General features: G+C 59.2%; 20 protein-coding genes. 7 read left to right on the top strand and 13 right to left on the bottom strand.

The features are described 5' to 3' along the window. Positions 1-27: 27 nt before the first annotated feature. The 9 genes from MID00_RS06540 to MID00_RS06500 all read right to left on the bottom strand — a co-directional run bounded on the left by MID00_RS06540 (position 28) and on the right by MID00_RS06500 (position 8,658). Positions 28-813: an ABC transporter permease gene (locus MID00_RS06540; RefSeq protein ID WP_035268452.1), complete on the bottom strand. Its 786-nt coding sequence runs from the start codon at positions 811-813 to the stop codon at positions 28-30. Continuing rightward, the gene (locus MID00_RS06535) at positions 810-1,574 is read right to left on the bottom strand and encodes an ABC transporter ATP-binding protein (RefSeq protein WP_254500047.1); all 765 of its coding nucleotides are present in this window, start codon (positions 1,572-1,574) and stop codon (positions 810-812) included. The genes MID00_RS06540 and MID00_RS06535 overlap by 4 nt, the downstream gene beginning before the upstream one ends. Continuing rightward, positions 1,571-2,545 (bottom strand): ABC transporter substrate-binding protein, encoded by a 975-nt coding sequence (locus MID00_RS06530; RefSeq protein ID WP_009462834.1) that lies wholly within the window; start codon positions 2,543-2,545, stop codon positions 1,571-1,573. The genes MID00_RS06535 and MID00_RS06530 overlap by 4 nt, the downstream gene beginning before the upstream one ends. A gap of 74 nt (positions 2,546-2,619) precedes the next feature. Continuing rightward, positions 2,620-3,636: a 3-hydroxybutyryl-CoA dehydrogenase gene (locus MID00_RS06525; RefSeq protein ID WP_254500045.1), complete on the bottom strand. Its 1,017-nt coding sequence runs from the start codon at positions 3,634-3,636 to the stop codon at positions 2,620-2,622. After that, positions 3,636-4,718: an NAD/NADP-dependent octopine/nopaline dehydrogenase family protein gene (locus MID00_RS06520; protein ID WP_060186119.1), complete on the bottom strand. Its 1,083-nt coding sequence runs from the start codon at positions 4,716-4,718 to the stop codon at positions 3,636-3,638. Before MID00_RS06520 ends, MID00_RS06525 begins: the two co-directional genes overlap by 1 nt. Before the next feature lie 164 nt (positions 4,719-4,882). Then, positions 4,883-5,662 carry an alpha/beta hydrolase gene (locus tag MID00_RS06515; RefSeq protein ID WP_009462823.1) on the bottom strand — a complete coding sequence of 260 codons (780 nt, stop codon included), beginning with the start codon at positions 5,660-5,662 and terminating at the stop codon, positions 4,883-4,885. Positions 5,663-5,668: 6 nt separating this feature from the next. Next, positions 5,669-6,802, bottom strand: a complete 1,134-nt coding sequence (locus MID00_RS06510) for an ABC transporter substrate-binding protein (RefSeq protein ID WP_254500043.1) — start codon at positions 6,800-6,802, stop codon at positions 5,669-5,671. A 14-nt stretch (positions 6,803-6,816) separates the two neighbouring features. Further along, positions 6,817-7,602: an ABC transporter ATP-binding protein gene (locus MID00_RS06505; RefSeq protein WP_021447071.1), complete on the bottom strand. Its 786-nt coding sequence runs from the start codon at positions 7,600-7,602 to the stop codon at positions 6,817-6,819. Positions 7,603-7,605: 3 nt separating this feature from the next. Then, on the bottom strand, positions 7,606-8,658 hold the full coding sequence (locus tag MID00_RS06500; RefSeq protein ID WP_021447070.1) for an iron ABC transporter permease: 1,053 nt from the start codon (positions 8,656-8,658) through the stop codon (positions 7,606-7,608). A gap of 83 nt (positions 8,659-8,741) precedes the next feature. Here MID00_RS06500 and MID00_RS06495 point away from each other — a divergent pair, with 83 nt between their 5' ends. The 3 genes from MID00_RS06495 (at position 8,742) to MID00_RS06485 (ending at position 14,229) form a co-directional block, all read left to right on the top strand. Next, complete coding sequence (locus MID00_RS06495) at positions 8,742-9,497, top strand: alpha/beta hydrolase (RefSeq protein ID WP_009462809.1); 756 nt, start codon at positions 8,742-8,744, stop codon at positions 9,495-9,497. Positions 9,498-9,654: 157 nt separating this feature from the next. After that, entirely contained in the window at positions 9,655-12,855 is a 3,201-nt protein-coding gene (locus tag MID00_RS06490; RefSeq protein ID WP_254500042.1) for a DEAD/DEAH box helicase, read from the top strand. 180 nt (positions 12,856-13,035) lie between these two features. Continuing rightward, a complete protein-coding gene (locus tag MID00_RS06485; protein WP_250756611.1) occupies positions 13,036-14,229 on the top strand; it encodes a multidrug effflux MFS transporter in 1,194 nt (397 codons plus the stop codon). Between the two features lie 6 nt (positions 14,230-14,235). Here the strand turns inward: MID00_RS06485 and MID00_RS06480 are convergent, their stop codons facing one another. Then, positions 14,236-14,805: a DMT family transporter gene (locus MID00_RS06480; protein WP_254500040.1), complete on the bottom strand. Its 570-nt coding sequence runs from the start codon at positions 14,803-14,805 to the stop codon at positions 14,236-14,238. A gap of 89 nt (positions 14,806-14,894) precedes the next feature. Between MID00_RS06480 and MID00_RS06475 the strand changes: the two genes are divergently transcribed. Beyond that, a complete protein-coding gene (locus MID00_RS06475; RefSeq protein WP_009462789.1) occupies positions 14,895-15,791 on the top strand; it encodes a LysR family transcriptional regulator in 897 nt (298 codons plus the stop codon). A 169-nt stretch (positions 15,792-15,960) separates the two neighbouring features. Continuing rightward, a complete protein-coding gene (locus tag MID00_RS06470; protein WP_254500039.1) occupies positions 15,961-16,935 on the top strand; it encodes a FecR domain-containing protein in 975 nt (324 codons plus the stop codon). Between the two features lie 35 nt (positions 16,936-16,970). Here the strand turns inward: MID00_RS06470 and MID00_RS06465 are convergent, their stop codons facing one another. From MID00_RS06465 to MID00_RS06455, 3 genes are all read right to left on the bottom strand, one after another. Further along, on the bottom strand, positions 16,971-18,530 hold the full coding sequence (locus tag MID00_RS06465; RefSeq protein ID WP_021447067.1) for a TerC family protein: 1,560 nt from the start codon (positions 18,528-18,530) through the stop codon (positions 16,971-16,973). Between the two features lie 76 nt (positions 18,531-18,606). Next, positions 18,607-18,957 carry a hypothetical protein gene (locus MID00_RS06460; protein ID WP_022983384.1) on the bottom strand — a complete coding sequence of 117 codons (351 nt, stop codon included), beginning with the start codon at positions 18,955-18,957 and terminating at the stop codon, positions 18,607-18,609. 145 nt (positions 18,958-19,102) lie between these two features. Then, the gene (locus MID00_RS06455) at positions 19,103-19,966 is read right to left on the bottom strand and encodes a pirin family protein (protein WP_254500037.1); all 864 of its coding nucleotides are present in this window, start codon (positions 19,964-19,966) and stop codon (positions 19,103-19,105) included. Between the two features lie 190 nt (positions 19,967-20,156). On the opposite strand from MID00_RS06455, the gene MID00_RS06450 reads away from it, so the two are divergent. Together MID00_RS06450 and MID00_RS06445 are read left to right on the top strand one after the other, a co-directional pair. Continuing rightward, positions 20,157-20,894 (top strand): sterol desaturase family protein, encoded by a 738-nt coding sequence (locus tag MID00_RS06450; protein WP_254500035.1) that lies wholly within the window; start codon positions 20,157-20,159, stop codon positions 20,892-20,894. Then, entirely contained in the window at positions 20,891-21,805 is a 915-nt protein-coding gene (locus MID00_RS06445; protein ID WP_254500033.1) for a fatty acid desaturase, read from the top strand. Before MID00_RS06450 ends, MID00_RS06445 begins: the two co-directional genes overlap by 4 nt. Positions 21,806-21,810: the final 5 nt, after the last annotated feature.

The raw sequence follows: 21,810 nt of genomic DNA, 5'->3' as shown, positions 1-21,810 counted from the left end.
GAGGCTAAGGTTTTGGTGGTCATAGCGTCATCCTTTGTCCATCAGGCTCTGGGTCGAGTCATGCCAGTGTGTGCAGCGTTTGCGGACAAACTCGAACAGCGCATCGCAGGCAATGCCCAGCACGGCCAGTAGCATGATGACGGCATACACCGTGGAGTACTGCGCCATATCCATGGAGGTGAACAGCAGATTGCCTATACCTTCCTGACGCGCAATCATCTCGGAGGACACCATCACGATCAGGGCCATGACCACCCCGACCCGGCAGCCAATCATGACTTCCGGCAAGGAGGCGGGCAGAACAATCTTGCCCAGACGGGCAATGGGCCCCATGCCCATGGACTGGGCGACCCAGATCAGCTTGGGCTCGATGCGGGTTGCGCCGTGATAGCTGTGATAGAGCAAAGGCAGGGACACGCCCAGCGCAATAACCAGGATCTTGGAGAAATCCCCCAGACCGAACCACAGCATCAAGATCGGCATCAAGGCCGCTTTGGGCATGGGATAGGCCAGGGCCACCAGAGGATAGAAAGCGGTATAGACCAGGCGGCTGCGGCCCATGGCCAGACCCAGGGGGACGGCCACGACCAGTGCCAGGGCATAACCGGCAAACATGCGGCCAACCGACTGCAGGATTGCCGACCAGGCCATCGGGTCGCTGATCAGGGCAGGCAGTTCGCCCAAGGCCGCCCAAGGGCTGGGGAAGGAATCCAGCCCTACCCAACGTGCCAGCCCTGCCCAGGCCAGCAGCACCAGAATGGCCGCCATGACCAAGGAGGCCCAGCGATGTTCATACCAGTGCTGTGGCGTCATGGGTGGGCCTCCGCCATCAAGGATTGCTCCAGACGAATAATGGTTTCCTGATAGACCGGATTGCGCAGCAGCTCGCTACGGACGCGGGGGCGGGGCAAGTCAATCTCCACCACCTCCTTGATACGGCCGGGCGAGCCAGTCATGACAATCACGGTATCGGACAGGAAGACGGCCTCGTCCACGCCGTGCGTCACAAAGACCACGGTGTTGCGTAACTGCTCCCACAAGCTGAGCAGTTCCGTTTGCAGGGTGACGCGCGTGTGGGCATCCAGCGCCCCGAAGGGCTCGTCCATCAGCAGGATGTCCGGCTCATAGGCCAGGGTGCGGGCGATGGCCGCACGCTGACGCATACCGCCGGACAGTTCACGTGGATAGAAGGAGGCGTAAGGCCCCAGCTTGACCTTGTCCAGCCATTCGCTGGCGCGCTGTTCGGCCTGGTCCTTGGGCATGCCTTGTTCGCGCATGCCGTAGGCCACGTTTCCCAGCACGGTTTTCCAGGGGAACAGGGCGTATTCCTGAAATACCGGGCCCCGGTCTGGGCCTGGGCCGGTAATGGGCTTGCCCTTGACGCGGATCTGGCCGCTGGAGCAGGACTCAAAGCCCCCTAACATATAGAGCAGGGTGCTTTTGCCGCAACCGCTGGGTCCCAGAATAGACACAAAACGCCCTGCCGGAATGTTCAGGGCGATGTCTTGCAGGGCCGTATGGCTGCGGCCCTGCCGGGTGTTAAAGGTTTTACCGACACCATCCAGTTCAATCATGGTGTTGCCTCGCGTAAATCAGCCCGATAAAAGTCCTGCACGTTCAAGGCTTTCTTCAGGAAACCAGCCTTGTGATAGCGGTCGTAGGTGCCCTGGATGGATTCCAGATTGGGCTGCATATCCGGGACGCGGGCAAAGTCCTTGTCGGTGAACAGGTACTGGGCCAGCAAGTCCTTGGGCGCACGGGTAATTTGTGCCGTGACTTCTACGGCCAGTGCAGGATCTTTGCTGAGCATGCCCATGGCTGTTTTCAAGTCCTGCACATAGGCGCGCACCACTTCGGGATTGGCGTCGCTATAGGATTTGCTGCAGGCTTCGAAAATCTGTACGGATGGGCTGGCCACTTCGGACAGGGAGAACAGTTTGCGCAAACCGCCTTTCTTCTCGTTCAGCAGGGCAAAGGGCTGGGCCATGGGACCGGCATCAATACGGCCACTGCGAATCGCGTCAGCTGCAGGTGGAAAGCCGGTTTCAACGATTTTTACATCCTTGTCCGGGTCAATACCGTTCTGGCGCAGCCACAGCAGCATGTCGAAGTACACACCGGCTCCATAAGCATTGGTGCCAATGACCTTGCCTTTCAGGTCCGCCGCGGTCTTGATCGGGCTGTCTTCCTTCACGGCCCAGTAGACGGAGAAGTGGTCATCGTCCGAGTGCACGTGCTGGGCCACGATATAGGCTTCCAGACCGCTTTCAATAGCGCCATTGGCCAGCGACATGGGGGCCATGGTGGAGCATTCCAGAACGCCAGCACGCATGGCTTGCACCATGGGCGAAGTGCCCTGGAACTGAGTCCACTGGATTTGATATTTCTTGCCCAGTTGCGGGAACAGCTCGGGGCGCTTGGCCATCAGGTATTTGGCTTCCTCGCCCGGAATGGTCCAGCCTACCCGCAAGGTGGGGACTTCCTGAGCCTGGCTCAGACCGTGACAGCTCATCAGGGCAAACAGCAACGCAGCGGTTTTCTTCATCGCAGGGCCGTCCCAAGATGAAGAGCGCCCTCTTGGAGGGCAGCAAGACGAAGGCGCAGCGTGGGAGTCTTTTTTCATTCCTGTGTCTCCTTGGCAAGGTGTTCGGCGCGGGCAGGGGCCAGGCCGATGTGATCCAGCATTCCCAGTACGCGGGCCAGCACGTCGCGTCGATACGCTTGTTGCTGGTCCACCGGGTATTCGTGAAAGCCTTGTCCGCTGCGCAGACCGTTGCGTCCACTTTCCATATAACGGGTGATGATGTCGGGTACGGCGTAGCGTTCCGGGTCCAGGTTCTGCGACAGGTATTGCCCGGCGTGATACAGAATGTCGTTGCCGCCGTAGTCGATGAACTCCAGCACGCCGATGCTGGCAAAGCGGAAACCCAGGCCGTATCGGGTGGCCTTATCAATATCGGCTGCGCTGGCTACGCCTTCCTCAACCATGCGAGCGGCCTCGTTCATGATCAGGGTTTGCAGGCGTGGAACGATGAAACCGGGGTGGCAACCACAGACCACAGGCACTTTGCCGATGGATTCCAGATTGCTTTGCAGACGGCTCAAGGTCTGCTCGCTGGTGCCGGGGTGGGCACTGATTTCGACCAGTGGAATCAGGAATGCCGGGTTAAGCCAATGTGCGTTCAGGAAACGCTCCGGATGGCTCAACATGGGGGCCAGATCCGAGGCCAGCATGGTGGAAGTGGTGGAGGCGATCAGCGCATCGGGCCGGGCCAGTTCACCGATACGTCCCAGGGCGTCGGTCTTGGCTTCTTGTGTTTCGGGCACGCCTTCATAAATCAGATCGGCCTGGCCCAGCACTTGCGCCGCTGCGCTCAAGGGGGCGACGCTGATGCAGGCCAGATGGCCGTCGATCTGTTCGGTGGCGAACATGCCCAGGTCGGCCAGTTGTTCCAGCGTGGCACGCAATTCCTGGCGTATTTCGGCTTCCAGACGGACACTATCAGCAGGCTGACGGGGTTTGAAATCCAGTAAGGTCACGGCTTGGCCGCGCAGCGCATAGGCCAGGGCGATGCCCCGCCCCATGCGACCTGCGCCCACCGCAACGATACGTTTGATCGGGGCGGGCGCGTTCATCAGGCTCTCCCGGCTTGCAACATCTCTTGCAGTTGCTCGCGGCTCATCGTGTCCAGACCCAGGCTGGCCAGTGTGCGTTGGCCTTGGCGCAAATCTTCACCCACGATGGCACCGGCAATCGCCAGCAAGCCTTTGGTGACGGGAGCATCTACACCGGCCCAGTCGGCTACCGATGCAAAGAAGGCCAGACCCAGCATGGTGTCTTCACGCATGTAACGGTGTTCGTGCAGGTCGATCTTCTCGCGCCAGTCGCCGCTTTTCACCAGCTTGGAGTGCGAGGAACGGTCGCCATACATCCACTGATCGTTTTCATAATGGTCGGACAGCGGGAAGTGCGGGGCACCGTAGCCCAGCGCTTCACGAATGCGCATGCGCTCATTGTCCAGTTGCGTGGTCACGGCACGGACCGAAGGCTGAGTGCCTTCGTTATGAATGTCCCAGGCCGGGAAGTGCTCCAGCGGGCCGGCGTTCATCATGATCAGCGGTGGGTGGATGATGGGGCCGGCGTTCATCAGGGCACCGGACAGGGCATCTTCGCAGCGCTCCACGCTGGGGAAGACCTTGCCAATCACATCCAGGGCGTGATCGGTATTGCGCGCAGGGTACACGCCAGTAGGCAGGCGGGTGGCGCGGGTGGTGATGTTGATGACGGTATCGCCATGTTTGCGAGCCAGCCAGGGCAGGGTGCCGGTTTCGGCCCAGCTGACATCGGCCTTGTTGCCGGTGCCGCGCACGATCTCGCTCATGATGAAGGAGCCAAAGGTGCCTGGGGGCAGAAATACGACCTGGCCGTCTGTCAGGTGCGGAGCCATGACGCGGGCAATATCGGTTTGGGCAATGGCGGGCGAAGGGATCAGTACCAGATCGGCACCGGCGATGGCCTCGCCAATATCGGCGCAGACTTTGGCAATGGGGATTTCGCGCTCGCCTGCTTCGTCTTTCAAGGTCATGACTGGACGGTCCAGCAAGGGCTGCAACTGGGCCGTATCACGACGCCATAAACGGACCTCGTGGCCCTGTTCGCTCAAGTCTGCCGCTGCTGCGTAACAACCGTGCCCGCCACCTAATACCGCTACCTTCATGTTTGTCTCCAATCTCTTTTTTTGATTTCTATGCACTTGCATATAAATACAGACTAAAAGAAGTTGAGGCCTAAAACAAGAGGATGAATGGGGGGAGTTACCCTAGGGCGGGAAAACTTGGATATGAAGTGAAAAGGCGTGTCATGCGCGCCGGGAGAACACGGCTAAGCCGCGCCACAAGCCAGTTCCAGGGCACGCAAGGTGGCTTGTGCCAGAACGTGGCCGTGGCCGGCTCCGGGCAGAACATGCAGATTCGCCTGCATGCCTTGGGCTTGCAAGTGCGCTTGGAGTTTTTGCATGGTGGGCAGGGTAGGCACACCATTTTTGCGTCCTTCCGGGCCCGCTGCCTGAGCGCTAAGCGGATACCAGGCCTCGGAGGCACCGGCCAGAATATCTACCAGTACCGGCTTGTCTACCCGCTCCAGCAAGGTCCAGATCAGGGGATCACGCCACCACAAGGAAGGGCTGGCGCACAGGTAGTGCTGAATGGGCAGGCTTTGCCGGCTAAGGGCATACAGCACAAACAGACCAGCGTAGGAGTGGCCGTACAGGCTGATGCGCGAACGGGTCAGCGCAGGCTCCATGCTTTGGGCCAAGGCTAGTGCCATACGCACTTGTTCGATCATGGCAGGAGCGCCACCCGCCTGCCATTGGGGGACGCGTGGGTCTTCCCATAGAGTGCCGTCCGGGCTGGGCGGGGTGTAATCCAGGGCGCGATAACGTGTGATCTGATCGCGCTCGCCTTGGTAACCCAGCGACAGAATCGCGCAGTGCTGCAAGGCGGGGTGGCCGCTTTCTTCCAGCAAGGGCAAGGTCCACTGACCATCGAGCAGGCACAGCAAAGGCAGGGGGCCGTGTTCTGGCTTGCTGTCTGGCAGGCGTAGCAAGACGTGATGGGGATGGCCGCCCGCAGGCGGCAGTTCCAGTGGAATCAGGCGTGACATGAAGGCTTAGAGGGCGGACTTCAAATCAATCATGTAGGTGCCTTCCATCGGCACGGTCAGGAAGCGCTGGTTCACTTCTTCCAGTGTTTTCAGAGCCGAGACGCCCTGGAAGCGGTCGGGGTGAATCCAGGCGGCCAGTGCTTCGATAAAGATCATGTGCAAAGGCGAATCGTTGAAGGCATGCCAGATGCCGTGGCTATTGCCGCTGCGCACGGCTGGCAGGGCTTGCAGACGATTGCCGTCAATAATGGCTTGCAGGCTTTTACGAGCCTGGTCTTCGCTGACGCCTGTGCCAATAGCCAATCCGCCGGAGGTGGTGCGCTTGCCTGCGCCTGTGCCCGTAGCCACATAGACCACAGGCGCGCGGGAATTGATGTATTCAAAATTCAGCTTGCCGGTGGAGCTTTTCAGGACATCCGCGCCAATATTGTGGCCACCTGCATAGCTGATCATGTCGTTAAAGGTGCCTGCGCCGGGCGAGTTGCAGCAGTCCGTGCTGCCTGCATGGGCATGCACAAAAACGGGCGGATGATCCTCCTTGGGCAGATCGGCCAGTCGCTGGGCAACGCCCTGCATGTGTTCTTCGTAGAACTGGATGAACTCGTCGGTGCGTTCTTTCTCACCCACGGCGTAGCCCAATGCGCGCAGGCTGGGTACGGTGTTCTCCAGCGGGTTCACAAAGAAGTCGATCACAATGACGGGCACTTTGGCGGCAGTCAGGCGCTGGATCAGGGCCGAGTCGCGTGTGTCCTGGCCGGGAGTCAGGCCCGCAAAGGCGGCCGTCAGCACGACCAGATCCGGACGCAGGGCCAGGGCCTGTTCGATCGAGAAGGTGTCTGCCGTATGGCGACCCACAATAGGGATACTGGCCAGTTGCGGGTAGCGCTTCAGATAGGTCTTGTACTCGTTGGAGAAGGAGGTTTTGAACTCGTCCGACCAGCCTGCAATCAGGTTTGCTGGCTCGGGGTGGACCAAAGCCAGTACCGGGAAGTGACGTGCCTGAGTCAGCACAATGCGTTTGGCGGGGCCAGGCAGGGTAACGGTACGACCCATGGCATCAGTAACTTCGATGGGCTGGGCCTGCACGCCCAAAGGCAAGAGCAAGGTCAGCGACAGCAGCAGGTGGCGCAGGATGTTCATGGGTTCTCCGAAGGTCACAGCACAGGCTCTTGCAGCCCGTCGATAATGATTTGTAAGGTGCCCTGCGAGCAGCTTTCCACGCGGGCACGGACGCCATAAGCCTGGGCCAGCGAGTTGGGGGTAATCACCTTGGCTGGCTCGCCTTGCGCTAGCAGACCACCGCCTTCAATCATCAGCGCATAGTCACTATGGCGCAGAGCTACGTTCAGGTCATGCAGCACGATCAGGGTGATCAGATTGTTGTCGTGGGTTTCCTGGGCCAGCAAGTCCATTACGTGGAATTGATAGTTCAGGTCCAGAGCCGACAAGGGTTCGTCCAGCAGCAGCAGGGTAGGCTTGCGTATCAGGGCTTGCGCCAGGCCCACCAGCTGTTTCTGACCGCCCGAAAGCTGGTCCAGATAGTGCATGGACAAGTGCGCAATGCCCAGGCGTTGCAGGATGTGCATGATGTGCTCATGATCCACATCGCGGGCGTGGCCACCAGGGGCCGAGGCATTGGCCGCCACCAGTACGGATTCAAACACACGCAGGTGGACCGAGGCGGGCAGGGATTGGGGCAGGTACACCACTTTTTGGGCGCGCTGCTCGAAGCTGACGCCGCTCAGCTCCTGACCGTCCAGCAGGATCTCGCCGGTGGTGGGCTTGAGCAGCCCCGCCAGGGACTTGAGCAGAGTGGATTTGCCGCTACCATTGGGGCCCAGCAAAGCCACCAGCTGACCGGGCTGCAAAGGCTCGATGGTCAACTTGGACAGAATTTCGCGTTTGCCGTAAGACAGGCTCAGATCGTGGACTTCAAGCATGGTTCACTTTATTTGGCGTCGCAGCACAACGCCCAGGAAGAAGGGCACACCCACCAGCGAGGTGACGATGCCGACCGGAATAATGATGCCGGGCACAATGTTTTTCGAGGCAATCGAGGCCAGCGACAGAATCACCCCACCGACCAGTGCACTGCCGGGCAGGTAGAAACGGTGATCTTCACCAAACAGGCGGCGGGCAATATGCGGCGCAATCAGGCCCACAAAGCCGATGGTGCCCACAAAGGATACGGCCAGTGCGGCCAGCAAGCTGATACGCAGCAAGGACACCAGGCGCAGGCGTGAGACATTGATACCAAAGCTGGTGGCGCGGTCTTCACCCAGACGCAGGGCGGTCAGTTTCCAGGTATCACGCAGCGACAGCGGCAGAATCAGCGCAAACACCGCCAGCATGATGCCGACCTTGCCCCAGGAGGAGCGCGACAGGCTGCCCATGGTCCAGAACACCAGCCCTTGCAGGGCTTCGGCGCTGGCCACAAACTGCACCAGCGAAACCAGTGCATTGAAGGAGAACACCAGCGCAATGCCAAACAGCACCAGATTGGCGGTGCTCATGGCGCCCCAGCGGGCGACCGCGTCCAGCAGCATGGCGGACAGCAGGGCGAAAATAAAGGCATTGGCGGCAATGGTCCAGGCTTGCGGAATGCCGGGAATCGACAGGTCCAGCACAATGGCCAGGGACGCGCCAAACGCCGCTGCCGAGGAAATCCCCAAGGTAAAGGGGCTGGCCAGTGGGTTATTCAGAATGGTCTGCATTTCCGCACCGGACAGGCCGAGTGCCAAACCAATGGCCATGGCCATCAAGGCATAAGGCAGGCGGATTTCCCAGACGATAACGCGGGTGGTCGGGTCGGACTGTTCCGGGTTGAACAGCGCATGGCTCAGTTCTCCCAGGCTAAGACCCGAGGGCCCCAACATGAAGTCGGCCACAATCGAGGCCAGAATCACAAGAACCAGGGCCCCAACCAGGAGCCAGCGACGTCTGAGGATGTGTTGATAGTCGGCCAGCGCAGGAGCCGGAACAGCAGATGTGGACATTAAGTGTCTGAATGATAACCGTTTACATAGAAAGAAAGTATAGTTCATCAGCCGGGCTTTGGCGTCCTTACCGCGATTCTTTTATGCAGCTTGAACATTTGGATTTTCTTTCCCCATTGGGCCGACAGTATCGTCTGACTTTGGCCTGGCCGGACGTGCCAGCGCCTGCGCAGGGCTGGCCATTGCTGTGTGTGCTTGATCTACCGCAATTTGAAGCGGTGTTGGCCACCTTTGAAAAGCAGGCTCCACAAGCCTGTGCCGTGCTGGGGATAGGTTATGGCGCGGAGGTCTGGCGCGATCAGGACTTCACCCCCGCGCTCAATGGAGAAGCGGGCCACGCGCCAGATTTTCTGGCCATGATGCAGGACGTTTTCTTGCCCTGGGCCTACGCACAGGCGCCTTTGAATGCGCAGCGGCGTTTGCTCTGCGGCCATTCCCTGGGTGGCCTGTTTGCCTTGCATCTGCTGTATCAACAGCCAGAATTGTTCGATGCACTGGTGGTGTCCAGCCCCTCGGTCTGGTGGGGGGAGGGCTATCTGGCTCGACTGCTGGCCCAACCCTTGCCCAAAGCCGCTATGACGATGCCCGTACAGTTCTCCGTTGGCGAGTTCGAGCAAAGCCTGGGCCCGGCAGAAGAAGCCATGCCTGAGGACAAGCGCGAGCTGCGTCGTTTACGTTTGCAAGAGCGCCGCATGGTGGATGGCACCCGCGAACTGGCGCAGGCTTTGGCGCAGCAACAAGGTGGTGAGCCGCGTTTTCGCATCGTGCCGGGTTGTAATCACAGCCAGTCCGGTTTGGCTGCTTTGCCGCAAGCTTGTCTGGAATGGTTGGCTGAGTAGTCCTGTGTCTTCTTGCCCACAAAGACGTGCAGCACGGTGATTGCCTGTATCCTCTGAACGTCCCCGAGCAGACCCGTATAATGCTGCTCATGCTTGCTTGAACCGGCTTGTCTGCCTTTCTCGTTCTCTTCTTCCCGTATTTTCAGGTCCCCGCCCTATGGCTGCGCGTCGCGCTTCGTCTGTTTCCGATTCTCCCGTTCCCACTCAAGCGGGCTTGCTGCTCCATCCTCAATGGCTGGATTACCCTCGTCTGGAAGGTGTGGCTCGTCAGGTCGCCAAGAAAGCGCGTTTTCAGGACCGGGCAGGCATACGGCGCGTGTGGCTGAAAGCCTGGCGCTTGCCGCAGGACGCCGCCTTTTTCAATCAGATCATCGCTGCCGAACTGGGTTTGAAGGATGCGGACCAGCGTTTACAGTCCCAAGGTGTGCCCGAGGTCGTGATTCGTACCCTGCGCCTGCTGTATCAAATGAGCGTGGACAAGCTGGAAGCGGATATTTATGAAGCCTTGCGTGAGCAACTGCTTGAACAGCGCGCTCAATTGGCCGGAGCGATAGCCTCCCAGTCCTTGCCTTTAAGCGAGAACTGGCCCGAAGCCGAGCGCGGCCCGCGCTTGCAGGCTTTAGTGCAGGCCTGGCAGTCCATGCCTTTGGCGCAGACCTATTTGTGGCAGTTACAGGCCGAACAGCGCGATCGCGAGCAACGCAGTCAGCGCTGGGAGCAGGCCCAAAAAGAACGTGAACAAGCGCGTCAAAAAGAACAAAACGACAAACAGCGCAAGTTCAATCAGGCCCAGGAGCGTTTGACAGCCTGGCTGAAAGAGCAAGGTTGCGAGCCGCAACGCATCACCCTGGAGGCCTTCGAGGGCCTGCAAGCCGGGGAACCTGCCCATTGGTTCATGACCGTGTATGGCCGCAATGCCAGTGCCGCTGTCTTGACCCAGGAGTTCAAGCTGGATGCCGAGCAGCAGGAGTTTTTGCTGCAGGCTCAAGCCCAACGCCAGGAGCGTCAGAGAGAGCAACGACAGCAGCGTTGGGCTTGGGAGCAGGAGTGCATAGGGTCGGAAGAAACGATGGCCTTGCTGGGCATTACTCGTCAGGAATACGAGCTATGGCTGGCTGATCGCCGTTTGCCCAGTACCAAACTGGAAGTGCGTGGCGGAGCCGCTGGCGGCCGTGACCGTGTTGCCCATCACCCGGATTTATTGGCAGCGATTGATCAAAGCCAGATTGAGCAATGGCGCGAGCAATACGCCAGCAGCTTGAGCAATCGTGAACGTGCGCAGTACCAGCGAGCGGCTGACCGTGCGCGTACACAATGGCGTCAGCAACAAGTGCTGAACCAGATCAAGAAGCAAGAAGCGTGCGATTACGAAATTGACCCGGAAGATCCATTGCGCCTGTGGTGGCACAAGGATTTGTGGCTGGCGGTGAATGTGCCCGTAGCGGGCGAGCGTCAGCATTGGCGCGCCAATGTGCGTATGCAGGCTGCCGTGCCTTTGCCACGTACCGGCTCGGAGCTGGATCGATTGCCCGCTCGTGTTTCAGTCTTGTTCAACACGGCAGCTCAAAACCGTCTGTCCCAGCGTCTGGAAGATTCGCTGGATGCGTTTTTGCAAACCCAGCGCCCCCTGATTGATGGCTCGTCCTTTCTGGAACTGGCCAAAGCCTTGCGCATGGCTCTGGAAGAGGGCATCGAGCAAAAAGAAATCGAGGCCGGGGATTTTGAAAAGCGTCTGCTCAATGGCCCGGTGCGCCGCATCCTGGAAAGTGTGGAGCAGCAGCGCGCTCAAGATTTGATGCGCCTGGGCGACTTCCCGGAAATGTTCAGCCTGGCCCGAGGCATCCGCCGCCATCTGGTGTTCCGTTTGGGCCCGACCAATTCGGGCAAGACGCACGAGGCCCTGGAAGCTTTGATGGAAGCCCGATCCGGCGTGTATCTGGCCCCACTGCGACTGCTGGCCATGGAAGTGCGCGATCGCCTGATGAATGCTGGTATCCCTTGCAATCTGGTGACGGGCGAAGAGCGCGTGATGGTGCCCGGTGCCCAGCACACCGCCTGCACGGTCGAGATGATGGACCCCACGATGGAAGTGCGTGTGGCCGTCCTGGACGAGATTCAAATGTTGCAAGACGAGCAGCGCGGTTGGGCCTGGACGGCAGCCCTGGTCGGTGTTCCGGCCCGTACCCTGTTTGTCTGTGGTGATGCTTCCGTCCTGCGTCCGTGCGAGCGTCTGGTGCGCTCCATGGAAGAGACCATGGAGCTGGAATTTACCGAACGCAAAACTCCCCTGGAGGTCATGCCTTACCCAGTGGAGCCGCCACGAGCAACAGGCAAGCAAGGGCGTCATAAAGCGCCGTGGCGGGGGCGCAAAGATCGTCAGCGTGAAGCTCAGGGTGTTTCCAAAGGCGACGCGGTGGTGGCCTTTACCCGTAAGGACGTACTGACGCTCAGTGCTCGTTACCGCGCCCAAGGCTGGAAAGTCGCCACCATTTACGGCGCGCTGGCTCCGGAAGTGCGCCGCACCGAGTCCGAGCGCTTTTCCCAAGGCGAGGCCGATGTGCTGGTAGCCACCGATGCGATTGGCATGGGCTTGAACCTGCCGATTCGCCGCGTCCTGTTCTCTACGGTTCACAAGTTTGACGGCCGCTCCATGCGAGCCTTGAACGCAACCGAAGTGCGCCAGATTGCCGGACGGGCAGGCCGCTATGGCTTGTACCCCAAAGGCTATGTGGGGGCGATGGACAAGCAGGATCTGAACCATATTCGTACCCAATTGCAAAGCGACGCCCCCAGCGTGGATTTGCGCTTGCCCATTGCACCCAGCCCCGAGCACGTGCAGGCGCTGGCCTCTTTACTGGATAACAACAATATCGGCGCTGTGTTGCAGTACTTTGCGCAGAAAGTGGCTTCCGATAGCCCCTTGTTTCAGACAGCGGGCTTGAAAGACGCCATCGAGCTGGGCTTTTGTGTAGACCGCCTGGCTCCCAAGCTGGATTTGCGCGAGAAGTTCACCTTTGCCTGCGCGCCGGTGTCCGTGGATAAGGATACGGAGCTGGATTACTTCAAGCGTTGCCTGTCTGCCTATGTGGCACAACGCCCCATGGCCTTGCCACCGGCGCCGTCCTGGCTGAAATCCGCCAGCCCCTCCCGCCTGGAAGACGCCGAATTGCTCAGCAAGCAGATCAGCCTTTATGCCTGGTTCAGCATGAAGTTCCCGCAAGTGTTTGACCAAGGCCCGTGGTTGCCGGAAGTGCGCTCCCTGGTCAGCCGCTTTATTGAGCGCAGCCTGCTGCATCAAAGCGGTTTCGGACAGACCAGCCGCGAGGCTTTTGGTACGCCGTCGCCGAGCAGACGCTGATCTTTTTTTCAGACAAGTGGCTACCGGGCCAGCTAGCATGAAAGCGGCTTGGCTCGATCCGCTTTATATCGTTTGATACACTGTGCACCGTGCGGATGTGTCCGTACGGTCCGGTTAAGGGGTACCATGCCCCTATCCCTGCGCTGATTCTGGCGCCCTCCCTGTTTTCCAAAGCTATCTATGAATTACCGCAAGCTGACCTTGGTGTTGGCGGCGTTGGCGATGCTGGGGCCTTTTGCTACCGATGCCTATCTGCCGTCATTTCACCGTATCGGTGTTGAATTTTCCGTTGACCAGTCAATGGTTCAGCAGACCTTAAGTCTGTATCTGTTTGGTTTTGCCTTCATGAGCCTGTTCTGGGGCATGTTGTCCGACAGCTTCGGGCGGCGTCCCGTGATTCTGGCCTCCCTGATCCTGTTCCTGATCGGGTCCGTGGGCTCGGCGCTGGCCCCCAGCTTTTCCTGGCTGTTGTTCTTCCGTTTGATCCAGGGCTGTTCGGCAGGTGCCGGGCGTGTCGTCGGTCAGGCCCTGGCGCGCGACTGTGTACAAGGGGTGCAAGCTCAGCGCTTGTTTGCCCACATCACGATGGTCTTCAGTCTGGCCCCGGCGCTTGCACCGGTCATGGGCGGCTATTTAAGTAGTTATTCGGGCTGGCGCTCGGTGTTCTGGATGCTGACGGTGCTCAGTATTGCCCTGATTGCGCTGTGCTGGCGGCAACTGCCTGAAACCTTGCCCGTGGCCTCGCGCCAGCCCTTGAAGCTGTGGGTGATTCTGGCCAATTACGCACGGGCCTTGAGCAATGGCCGCTTCGTGCTGGCGATCTCCGCCATTGCCTGTGCGTTTGGCGGCTTTGCCTTGTACATTTCGTCGGCGGCCAGCTTTGTGATTGATGTGCTGGGTCTGACAGAAACCGCCTTTGCCTGGCTGTTCCTGCCCTTCATTGGCGGTATGTTGGGTGGCTCCATCCTGAATGCCCGCTTTGCTGAAAAGCTGGCCCCGGCACGCATGATTCGTCTGGGCCTGTCCATCATGCTGGCTGGCGCCACCTTCAATACCGTGTACAACCTCCTGTTCCAGGCAGAGGTGCCGTGGGCCGTGATGCCTATTTTTGTGTACGCCTTTGGCATGTCCATGGCCTTGCCGGGCATGACGGTGGTGACCTTGGGCACCTTCCCCACCATGCGCGGCCTGGCTTCCTCGGTACAAAGTGCCTGGCAAATGCTTTTGTTCGCCACCGTTTCCGGTGTGGTGGCTCCGCTGCTGTTCGATAGCGGCTTGTTGTTGGCCTTGGGCATGTTGTCGGCGGCTGCCTTGTCGGCCGGGTTCTGGTGGTGCAGCCAGTTCCGTTCCAAATCGACCGAGGCGTCCGCTTAAGCGACATCAAGATCGGGTGCTGTTGTCAGCGCCAGCGCGTTGAGTCAGACTTGGATTGTTTTCCTGAGCGCCACTTTGATCTGCAGTGGCGCTTTTGCTTTCAGCCGCCGCAGCTACGGAAGGCGTAAACCATTGCACCAGGCCCATACCAGCCAAAATCAGCAGCACGCCTAGAATGCGTCCCATATGTACCGGGCGTGGTGTCAGACCCATCAAACCGTAGTGGTCGATCAGCATGGAGCTGAGCATTTGCCCGGCCACCACACAGACAATAAAGCTGGCGGCGCCCATGCGTGGCGTCAGAATCAGGGCGGCGCTGATGTAAATGACCCCGCCAACGCCACCCGTCCATACCCACCAGGGGGCATGCGCCAGTTGCGCGGTCAGGGGAGCGGGGGCGCGCATCAGCCAGATTGTGGGCAGCACCAGAGCCGCACTGATACAGAGCGACACCAGTGTGGCCCAGAGCGGATGCCCCAGGACCTTACCCAGAACGGCATTGCTGGCAGCTTGAAACGGCACGGCCGAACCGGCAAAGACAGCCACCAACATACTGAACAAAGCGGGACCGGGCATGAGCGTATCTCCATAAGAATCAAAGCTCTATCTTGCACTATTCGCAATTCTTATTGAAATTAATAGTGTGCACAGTCATTATTCGTTCTATGGATGAACTGCGCCGTATAGACCTGAATTTGATGCTGAGCCTGCATGCCTTGTTGACCGAGCAGCATGTGACGCGGGCTGCCCAGCGCCTGCACAAAAGCCAGCCTGCCGTCAGTCATGCCTTGGCTCATTTGCGCCAGGTGTTCAACGATCCTTTGTTGATACGCCGCGGTTCCCGCTTGGAGCTGACCGCGCTGGCCTTGCAGTTGCAGCGTCCTCTGGAGCAGGCTTTGCAGCAGCTCAATGGCCTGCTGGATGCGGGTGGCTTTGATCCAGCCAGTGAACAACGTGAATTTCGCTTGGCCATGTCGGATTACGGCGCGCAAATTGTCTTGCCACCGTTGATGCGCCGCCTGCGTCGTGACGCACCGGGTATTCGGCTGGCGGTCAGCCAGGCCAGCCGGGAAGCCATGCAGGGTCAGCTGCGGGATGGCGAGATTGATCTGGCCTTGAGCGTGTTCTCGGAAATTCCGGCCGGCTTGCAGGCGCAGACCTTGTTTGAGGAACACCTGATCTGCATTGCGGATCGGGCCAGTCTGAGCGGCGGGCAAGCCCCTGCTTTGGAAGAGTGGTTGCAGCGCCCGCATGTGTTGCTGGCCATGCGTCCGGGAGGGGAAAGTGAGGTCGACAACGTCCTGAATCGGCTCGGTCTTAAACGGCAGATTGCCTTGTCCTTGCCGCATTGGAGTGCGGCTGCCCAAGTCCTGGCGGGCACGGACCTGATTTTGACGGTGTCCAGCCGCAGTGCCGAGCACTTGCGCGAACAGGCTGAACTGGTGTTTTTCCAGCCTCCTCTGCCCATTCCCTCGGTCTTGTTTCAGCAAGTCTGGCATAGCCGTCGCCACGCGGACCCGGCTCATGTCTGGCTGCGCCAGCAGTTGATGCAGTGCTGTTAAAGCCCGTCTTTACTCTTTATGACGGGCTATGGCTTGACGATAGGGCCTGCAGTTTCCGACAATTTATGTTTACTTTTGAATTCTCGTTTTTATCCGTTTAAACGGCTGGATAAAACGTTTTGGATTGCGTTTGTCAGTCCCTGTGTAGTGCTTTTTGAATTGATTGTTGATGAACCCTGCTAATGCCTTGAATCTGGATGAAGACACCTTGCACAAGGAGGCACGAGCCTGGGTCAGCCGCCTGAAAACGTCCTCGCTGACCTCTCGTCAGGCTCGGGAGCTGCGCCGCTGGTGTGGGCGCAGTCCTTCTCATGCATCCGCTTTTGCGCACGCGCGCGAAATGTGGGATGCCATGCCCCAAGATCGTGAAGATTGGCTGCGCGAAGCCAAGTTGATGAAAAAACGTGGCCACCAGCCTTTTCGTCGCGCCCTGCTGGGCGGTTTGCTGCTGGGTGGTGGCCTGTATCTGGTCGCCAAGCCTCCTATGCAGTTGTGGCCTTCCTTGGCTGATTTGCGTGCTGACTATCGCACGGGTGCGGGCGAGCAGCGGCGCGTGCAGTTGCTGGACCATGTCTGGCTGGATATGAATACGCGCAGTCGCCTGAACGTCGGTGACGACCCGCATCTGGGGCGAATTGTGGCTTTGCTGGATGGGGAAGTGGAAGTGCGACAGTCCGAGCGCTCGGCCTCGGTGTGTACGGTGTTTGCGGGTGCTGGCTCCATTCAGACCTTTAATGGCCGTACCAATATCCGCTATCTGGATGGCAAAACCGAAGTCACCTGTTTGTCCGGCAGTGCGCAGGTGGATTTTGGTGGACAGGGATATCGGCTGGCGGCTGGTGAGCAGTTGGTGTATGGACGCCATGCGATCAGCTCGGTGCAGACAGTTGCGGCGGAGGACTTCCCGTCCTGGCGTCAGGGCCGTCTGACTTTTCATGAGCAGCCTTTGTCGCAGGTGCTGGCCGAGCTGAACCGCTATTGGTCAGGACATCTGATTTTGCGAGACGCCACGTTAGGCCCTGTCTTGGTCAGCTTTGCCGTCAGTCTGGATAATCTGCCTGAGGCGCTGGACATTTTGCAGCAGTTATATGGCGTGGCGGTGACGCGCTTGCCTGGCGGAATCGCTCTTTTAAGCCGAGCCTGATTGAAAAAGGCCCGCTGTGAAGCGGGCCTTTTCTTTTACTCTTGTGTCTGCTCGGGTTCCTGCAAGCGGCTGACGTGTACCGTTGCAATACGACGTTGGCTGACTTCGGTAATCTCGAAGCGCAGGCCGTCTGCCTCAACGACCGTCCCTACCGTGGGCAGGGAGTCCAGACGCTCCAGCAAAAAGCCGGCCACGGAATTGAAGCTGCTGTCTTTCAAAAGCAGGTCGTCCGCTTCCACGGCTTGGGCCAGCAAGAGCAGGTCTATGCTGCCATCCACTTGCCACAGATTGGGGCCAATCTGCTGAATGGCAGGTTGTTCGTCCTCGTCGGGGAACTCGCCGGCAATGGCCTCCAGAATGTCGATGGGGGTCAGCAGGCCTTCAATCGCGCCGTACTCGTCCGTTACCAGCACGAACTGGCCATTGGACTGCTTCAACATGGCAATCGCACTGAGTACATCGGTGTGTTCGTGCACGATGATGGGCTCACGCAGATCCGGCCACAGTTTGACCTGCGGGTAGTCGTCCAGATCGGCCAGCAAATCCTTGGCGCGAGCCACACCCACCACCTGGTCCAGATCGCCCTGACACACCGGCAAGAAGCTGTGCGGGGTAGAGCGCAGTTGCTGGCGCAAGGTGTCGGCGGAGTCCTCGATATTGAGCCAGGTAATTTCCTGACGAGGCGTCATCAAGGAGCGAATCGGGCGTTCGGCCAGGCTGAGCACACCGCTGACCATATTGCGTTCTTCGGTGCGGAATGCCTGTTCGTCCAGTTCCAGCTGACCCTCGTTGCCGTTGTCGTCCTTGTCTTCATTCTTGCGGTTGCTCAGCATGCGCAGTACGGCTTCCGCAGTACGGTCACGCAAAGGACGGCGTGACTGCGAGCGCTGCAGGCTGCGGCGGGCAATCTGGTTGAAGAACTCGATGAGGATGGAGAAACCAATGGCCGCGTACAGATAGCCCTTGGGGATCTTGAAGCCCAGGCCTTCGGCGGTCAGCGTCAGACCGATCATCAGCAAGAAGCTCAAGCACAGCACCACCACGGTGGGGTGGTTGTTCACGAAGGTGGTCAGTGGCTTGGAGGCCCAGATCATCAGCGCAATCGAGATAATGACGGCTGCCATCATGACGGGCAGTTGATCCACCATCCCCACGGCAGTAATCACCGCGTCCAGCGAGAACACGGCATCCAGCACCACAATTTGGGCTACCACGACACCAAAGCTGGCATAGGCCTTGTTGGTGCTGGAGTGATGATCGCCACCTTCCAGACGTTCATGCAGTTCGCTGGTGGCCTTGAACAGCAGGAACAGACCGCCCAGCAGCAGGATCAGGTCGCGCCCGGAGAAGCTGAGCGGGCCAATGGAGAACAGTGGCGTGGTCAGGGTGACCAGCCAGGAGACGATAGTAAGCAGACCCAGGCGCATGATCAGCGCCAGCGACAGGCCGATCAGGCGAGCACGGTCGCGCTGATGCGGGGGCAGTTTATCGGCCAGAATCGCGATAAAGATCAGGTTGTCGATGCCGAGAACAATCTCCAGCACCACCAGAGTTAATAAGCCGACCCAGATGCTGGGATCGAGTAGCCATTCCATGATGTTGTCCTGTTAGACAGATAAATAAGTGCAAAAAAGCAAAGAAGCAGGGCGCCGCGCCGCGGCGCGTCAGGCGTCAGACGCGGGGCGGGCGGTGCTCCGGGGCAAATTCGCAGCAAATTGCTGGCAGGCAATAGGTCGGACAAGCCGATGGCCAGGCATGCAGCCAAAAAGACTGAACCGGGCAGGGCAAGGGGGTATCCGCGTGATCGGCGTACTGTTGCATGGGCGTGTGCGCCAAAATGGCGCTGAGCTGATGCAGAGGATGATCGGCGGATGAGACACGGCGTTCCGCAGACTCGGCTGCATCGGATTCGTGTTGAGCGAATAAAGCCGATTGACCACCTTGCACGGTTGCGTGGTAGTGGGAGCTGTAAGCCTGCAGGGGAAGAATAAGAAGCAAGACGACGACGAACCAGCGTCTCATAGTGTCTAAGGGAAGTCGATGACGGTTCAGTATATCGTATGCGGGCTGGCTCAATGCAAGTGTGCTGTGATGATGGATGGTCAGGTCGGGGTGGCAGGGGCCGCCATCGGGGTGCGTGGCAGCTTGGAAATAGGAGAGGGAAAGCTCAGCCCAGGCAGCCAAACCGGCCCTGATCAAAGTCGGCAATTGCCTGGGTAATTTCCTGTTGTGTATTCATCACAAAAGAGCCGTAGGTCAAAACGGGCTCATCAATGGGCTCGCCGCCCAGCAACAGTAGCTGGGTGTCGCTTTGGGCGTTCAGCCGGATAGTCTGGCCTTCCAGGCTTAGCAACACGACCTGAGCGGGGCGCACTCGCGTTTGCTGGTTCACTTGTACTTCGCCGCGTCGCACCAGCAAGCTGGTGTTCCAGCCCTCGGGCACCTGAAAACAGGCTTGATGCCCGGCCTTGATCTGTATGTCCCACAACAGGAGCGGGCTGTGATGCCGGGCCGCGCCGGGCTGGTCCAGGTATTGCCCGGCAATCACTCGTATCTGTCCGGCCTGATCGGGCAGGGCCAGAACGGGAATGTCTGTGCTGGGCAGAGACTGCTGGCTGGGTGGCAGAGTTTTCGCACAAGCAGGCAGGTTGATCCATAGCTGCACCATTTCCCAAGTACCACCCTGACGGGCGAACGGCTCGGAGTGGCTGGCCTGATACAGCAGGCCGGAGGCCGCACTTAGCCATTGCACATCGCCCGGACCCAGAATGCCGCTATGACCGCTGGAGTCGCGATGCTCCAGCTCGCCCTGATACACCAGCGTGACGGTTTCAAAGCCGCGCTGCGGGGAGCCATGTACCTTGTGGCGACGGCTACGGGCCGGGTAGGGGGTGGGAGCGGCATAATTCAAGTGCAGAAAGGGGCTGTGCCGGTCCGCGTGGTCCTGATGGCTGAACAAGGTACGCGCCGCCAGGCCATCGTCACCCGCCAAAGAGGGGCATGGACTGAGGATGCTGACGACCTTTTTCATGGCATGGATTCCGATTGAAAGCGCATGCCTTCAAGGATAGGGGCGAAACCCCGCTATGATTAGCCCCCGCTATTGCAAAACTGTATTGCTTGGGCGGGCTGGACGAATGTGAGCAATTAGTAACCAAATTAACAAACGTAATCTTCCTGACCGCGCTAGCATTAGCGCACTTTGTTACGTAGAGAGTGGAATGGGGCAGGCTTTTCAGGCCTTGAGCGTCTGGCAGGTAATGGGCGTGGGCTTATTGTTCTTCGGCGGCATTTATGTGCTGTTTGCACTAGGCACCTTGGCGCTGACACATTGGCTTTTACCTGCCTTGGGTTGGGGACGCCCCCTGGACACGCGCCCTTTGCGTCCTGGCCAACTGCGCCGGGAACTGAAGCAATCCGGTACGGCCATTCTGATTTTTGGCACCGGCATGATTTTTCCCTGGGGTTTTTTGCAGCTAGGCTGGGCGCATTTGACGCCTGATGCCAGCGCGACCCGTATTGTTCTGGAAATTCTGGCTCTGGTGATCTGGAACGACGTGCATTTCTGGATCAATCACCGTCTCTTGCATACCCGCTGGTTGCGCCGTTATCACGGCCCGCACCATTCTTCCGTTGTGGTGACGCCGTTCTCCACCTACAGTTTCCACCCGCTGGAGTCGATCATGCTGGGCAATGTGATTTTGCTGCCCATGGTCGTGCATGACTTCAGTTTCTGGTCGCTCTTGTCCGTGCCCTTGTTCAGCCTGTTTTTCAACAGCATCGGCCACTCCAATTACGACTTTTTCCCCCAAGTCTCCAGCCGCCATTGGCTGGCGGCCAGCCGTCGTCACCAACGCCATCACGCGCAGTACAACGGCAATTACGGTTTTCAATTCAGCTTTATGGATCGCCTGTTTGGCACCCGCTTGCCCGATCGCCCCGAGGAGGCGCGGGGATGAGCGCTGCGTGGCGTTTGCGTCAGCCGCGCGATTGGCAAAGCCTGCTGTACCTGATTGCCTATCCTGTGCTGGTGGTCGCGCTTTGGCGGGGCGGCTTCTCCTGGATTCTGTACGGCTTGCTGCTGTTCCTGACGCTGGGCGTTGGCGTCATCAACCACAACCATCATCATCTGCGCATGTGGCGGGGGCGTATCCCCAATCGCTTGACGGATTTCTGGCTGACCTTGGTACAGGGCCACCCCGCTTGCGTGTTCTGGCCTGCGCATGGGCGCAATCACCATCGCTATAAACATGGTGAAAAAGATGTGGCCCGCACCTACCGTTTCTGGCGGGGCGATACCAACGACACGCTGGGCTGGTTGATGCACCCTTTTGAGGCCGTACCTGCGCTGTACCCCATGATTTTTGGCTGGCTGGGTAGCCTGCGCCGTCATTGGCCGGGCGTCTGGGCCTATTGCATGGCGCAGTACGGCGTGTGGCTGGGAAGCTGGGCGCTGGCCCTGGCGCTGGACCCGGTAAAAGGCTTTTTGTACGTGATCCTGCCGCAGCTGCACGGTTTGCACTGGCTGCTGACCACGAATTATCTGCAACATGCCCATGCTGATGGCAGTCATGAGGGCCGTCATGGCGAGCAACTGGCCTATGCCCGCAATTTCGAGGGCCTGGTCAATCCCTTGCTCTTTAATATCGGCCTGCATGTGGCCCACCATGAGCATTCTCGCGCGCACTGGTCCGAGCTGACCCGGCTGCACGACACCGAATACCGAGCCCGCACCCCGGACGCCTTGAACGAAGGGGGGCTGGTGCCTTATATGCTGCGTGTTTTTGTGCTGGGCCTATTTGTGCCCCGCTACCGCAGTCAATCCTTGAACGCCGTGGGCCAGACGGAGCGTCGGCGTGATTCCGTGTAATCAGG

Source organism: Alcaligenes sp. NLF5-7 (genome assembly GCF_024266725.1).
Classification (GTDB): domain Bacteria; phylum Pseudomonadota; class Gammaproteobacteria; order Burkholderiales; family Burkholderiaceae_B; genus Alcaligenes; species Alcaligenes phenolicus.
This window is presented reverse-complemented; position numbering and strand designations above follow the sequence as displayed.

What these genes read in the sequence shown, in the direction of transcription:
- MID00_RS06535 (WP_254500047.1), bottom strand. Translation starts at nt 1,574, where the DNA reads ATGATTGAACTGGATGGTGTCGGTAAAACCTTTAACACCCGGCAGGGC.
- MID00_RS06475 (WP_009462789.1), top strand. Translation starts at nt 14,895, where the DNA reads ATGGATGAACTGCGCCGTATAGACCTGAATTTGATGCTGAGCCTGCAT.
- MID00_RS06515 (WP_009462823.1), bottom strand. Translation starts at nt 5,662, where the DNA reads ATGTCACGCCTGATTCCACTGGAACTGCCGCCTGCGGGCGGCCATCCC.
- MID00_RS06505 (WP_021447071.1), bottom strand. Translation starts at nt 7,602, where the DNA reads ATGCTTGAAGTCCACGATCTGAGCCTGTCTTACGGCAAACGCGAAATT.
- MID00_RS06495 (WP_009462809.1), top strand. Translation starts at nt 8,742, where the DNA reads ATGCAGCTTGAACATTTGGATTTTCTTTCCCCATTGGGCCGACAGTAT.
- MID00_RS06445 (WP_254500033.1), top strand. Translation starts at nt 20,891, where the DNA reads ATGAGCGCTGCGTGGCGTTTGCGTCAGCCGCGCGATTGGCAAAGCCTG.
- MID00_RS06465 (WP_021447067.1), bottom strand. Translation starts at nt 18,530, where the DNA reads ATGGAATGGCTACTCGATCCCAGCATCTGGGTCGGCTTATTAACTCTG.
- MID00_RS06470 (WP_254500039.1), top strand. Translation starts at nt 15,961, where the DNA reads ATGAACCCTGCTAATGCCTTGAATCTGGATGAAGACACCTTGCACAAG.
- MID00_RS06525 (WP_254500045.1), bottom strand. Translation starts at nt 3,636, where the DNA reads ATGAACGCGCCCGCCCCGATCAAACGTATCGTTGCGGTGGGCGCAGGT.
- MID00_RS06450 (WP_254500035.1), top strand. Translation starts at nt 20,157, where the DNA reads ATGGGGCAGGCTTTTCAGGCCTTGAGCGTCTGGCAGGTAATGGGCGTG.
- MID00_RS06530 (WP_009462834.1), bottom strand. Translation starts at nt 2,545, where the DNA reads ATGAAGAAAACCGCTGCGTTGCTGTTTGCCCTGATGAGCTGTCACGGT.
- MID00_RS06510 (WP_254500043.1), bottom strand. Translation starts at nt 6,802, where the DNA reads ATGAACATCCTGCGCCACCTGCTGCTGTCGCTGACCTTGCTCTTGCCT.
- MID00_RS06455 (WP_254500037.1), bottom strand. Translation starts at nt 19,966, where the DNA reads ATGAAAAAGGTCGTCAGCATCCTCAGTCCATGCCCCTCTTTGGCGGGT.
- MID00_RS06500 (WP_021447070.1), bottom strand. Translation starts at nt 8,658, where the DNA reads ATGTCCACATCTGCTGTTCCGGCTCCTGCGCTGGCCGACTATCAACAC.
- MID00_RS06540 (WP_035268452.1), bottom strand. Translation starts at nt 813, where the DNA reads ATGACGCCACAGCACTGGTATGAACATCGCTGGGCCTCCTTGGTCATG.
- MID00_RS06480 (WP_254500040.1), bottom strand. Translation starts at nt 14,805, where the DNA reads ATGCCCGGTCCCGCTTTGTTCAGTATGTTGGTGGCTGTCTTTGCCGGT.
- MID00_RS06490 (WP_254500042.1), top strand. Translation starts at nt 9,655, where the DNA reads ATGGCTGCGCGTCGCGCTTCGTCTGTTTCCGATTCTCCCGTTCCCACT.
- MID00_RS06520 (WP_060186119.1), bottom strand. Translation starts at nt 4,718, where the DNA reads ATGAAGGTAGCGGTATTAGGTGGCGGGCACGGTTGTTACGCAGCAGCG.
- MID00_RS06485 (WP_250756611.1), top strand. Translation starts at nt 13,036, where the DNA reads ATGAATTACCGCAAGCTGACCTTGGTGTTGGCGGCGTTGGCGATGCTG.
- MID00_RS06460 (WP_022983384.1), bottom strand. Translation starts at nt 18,957, where the DNA reads ATGAGACGCTGGTTCGTCGTCGTCTTGCTTCTTATTCTTCCCCTGCAG.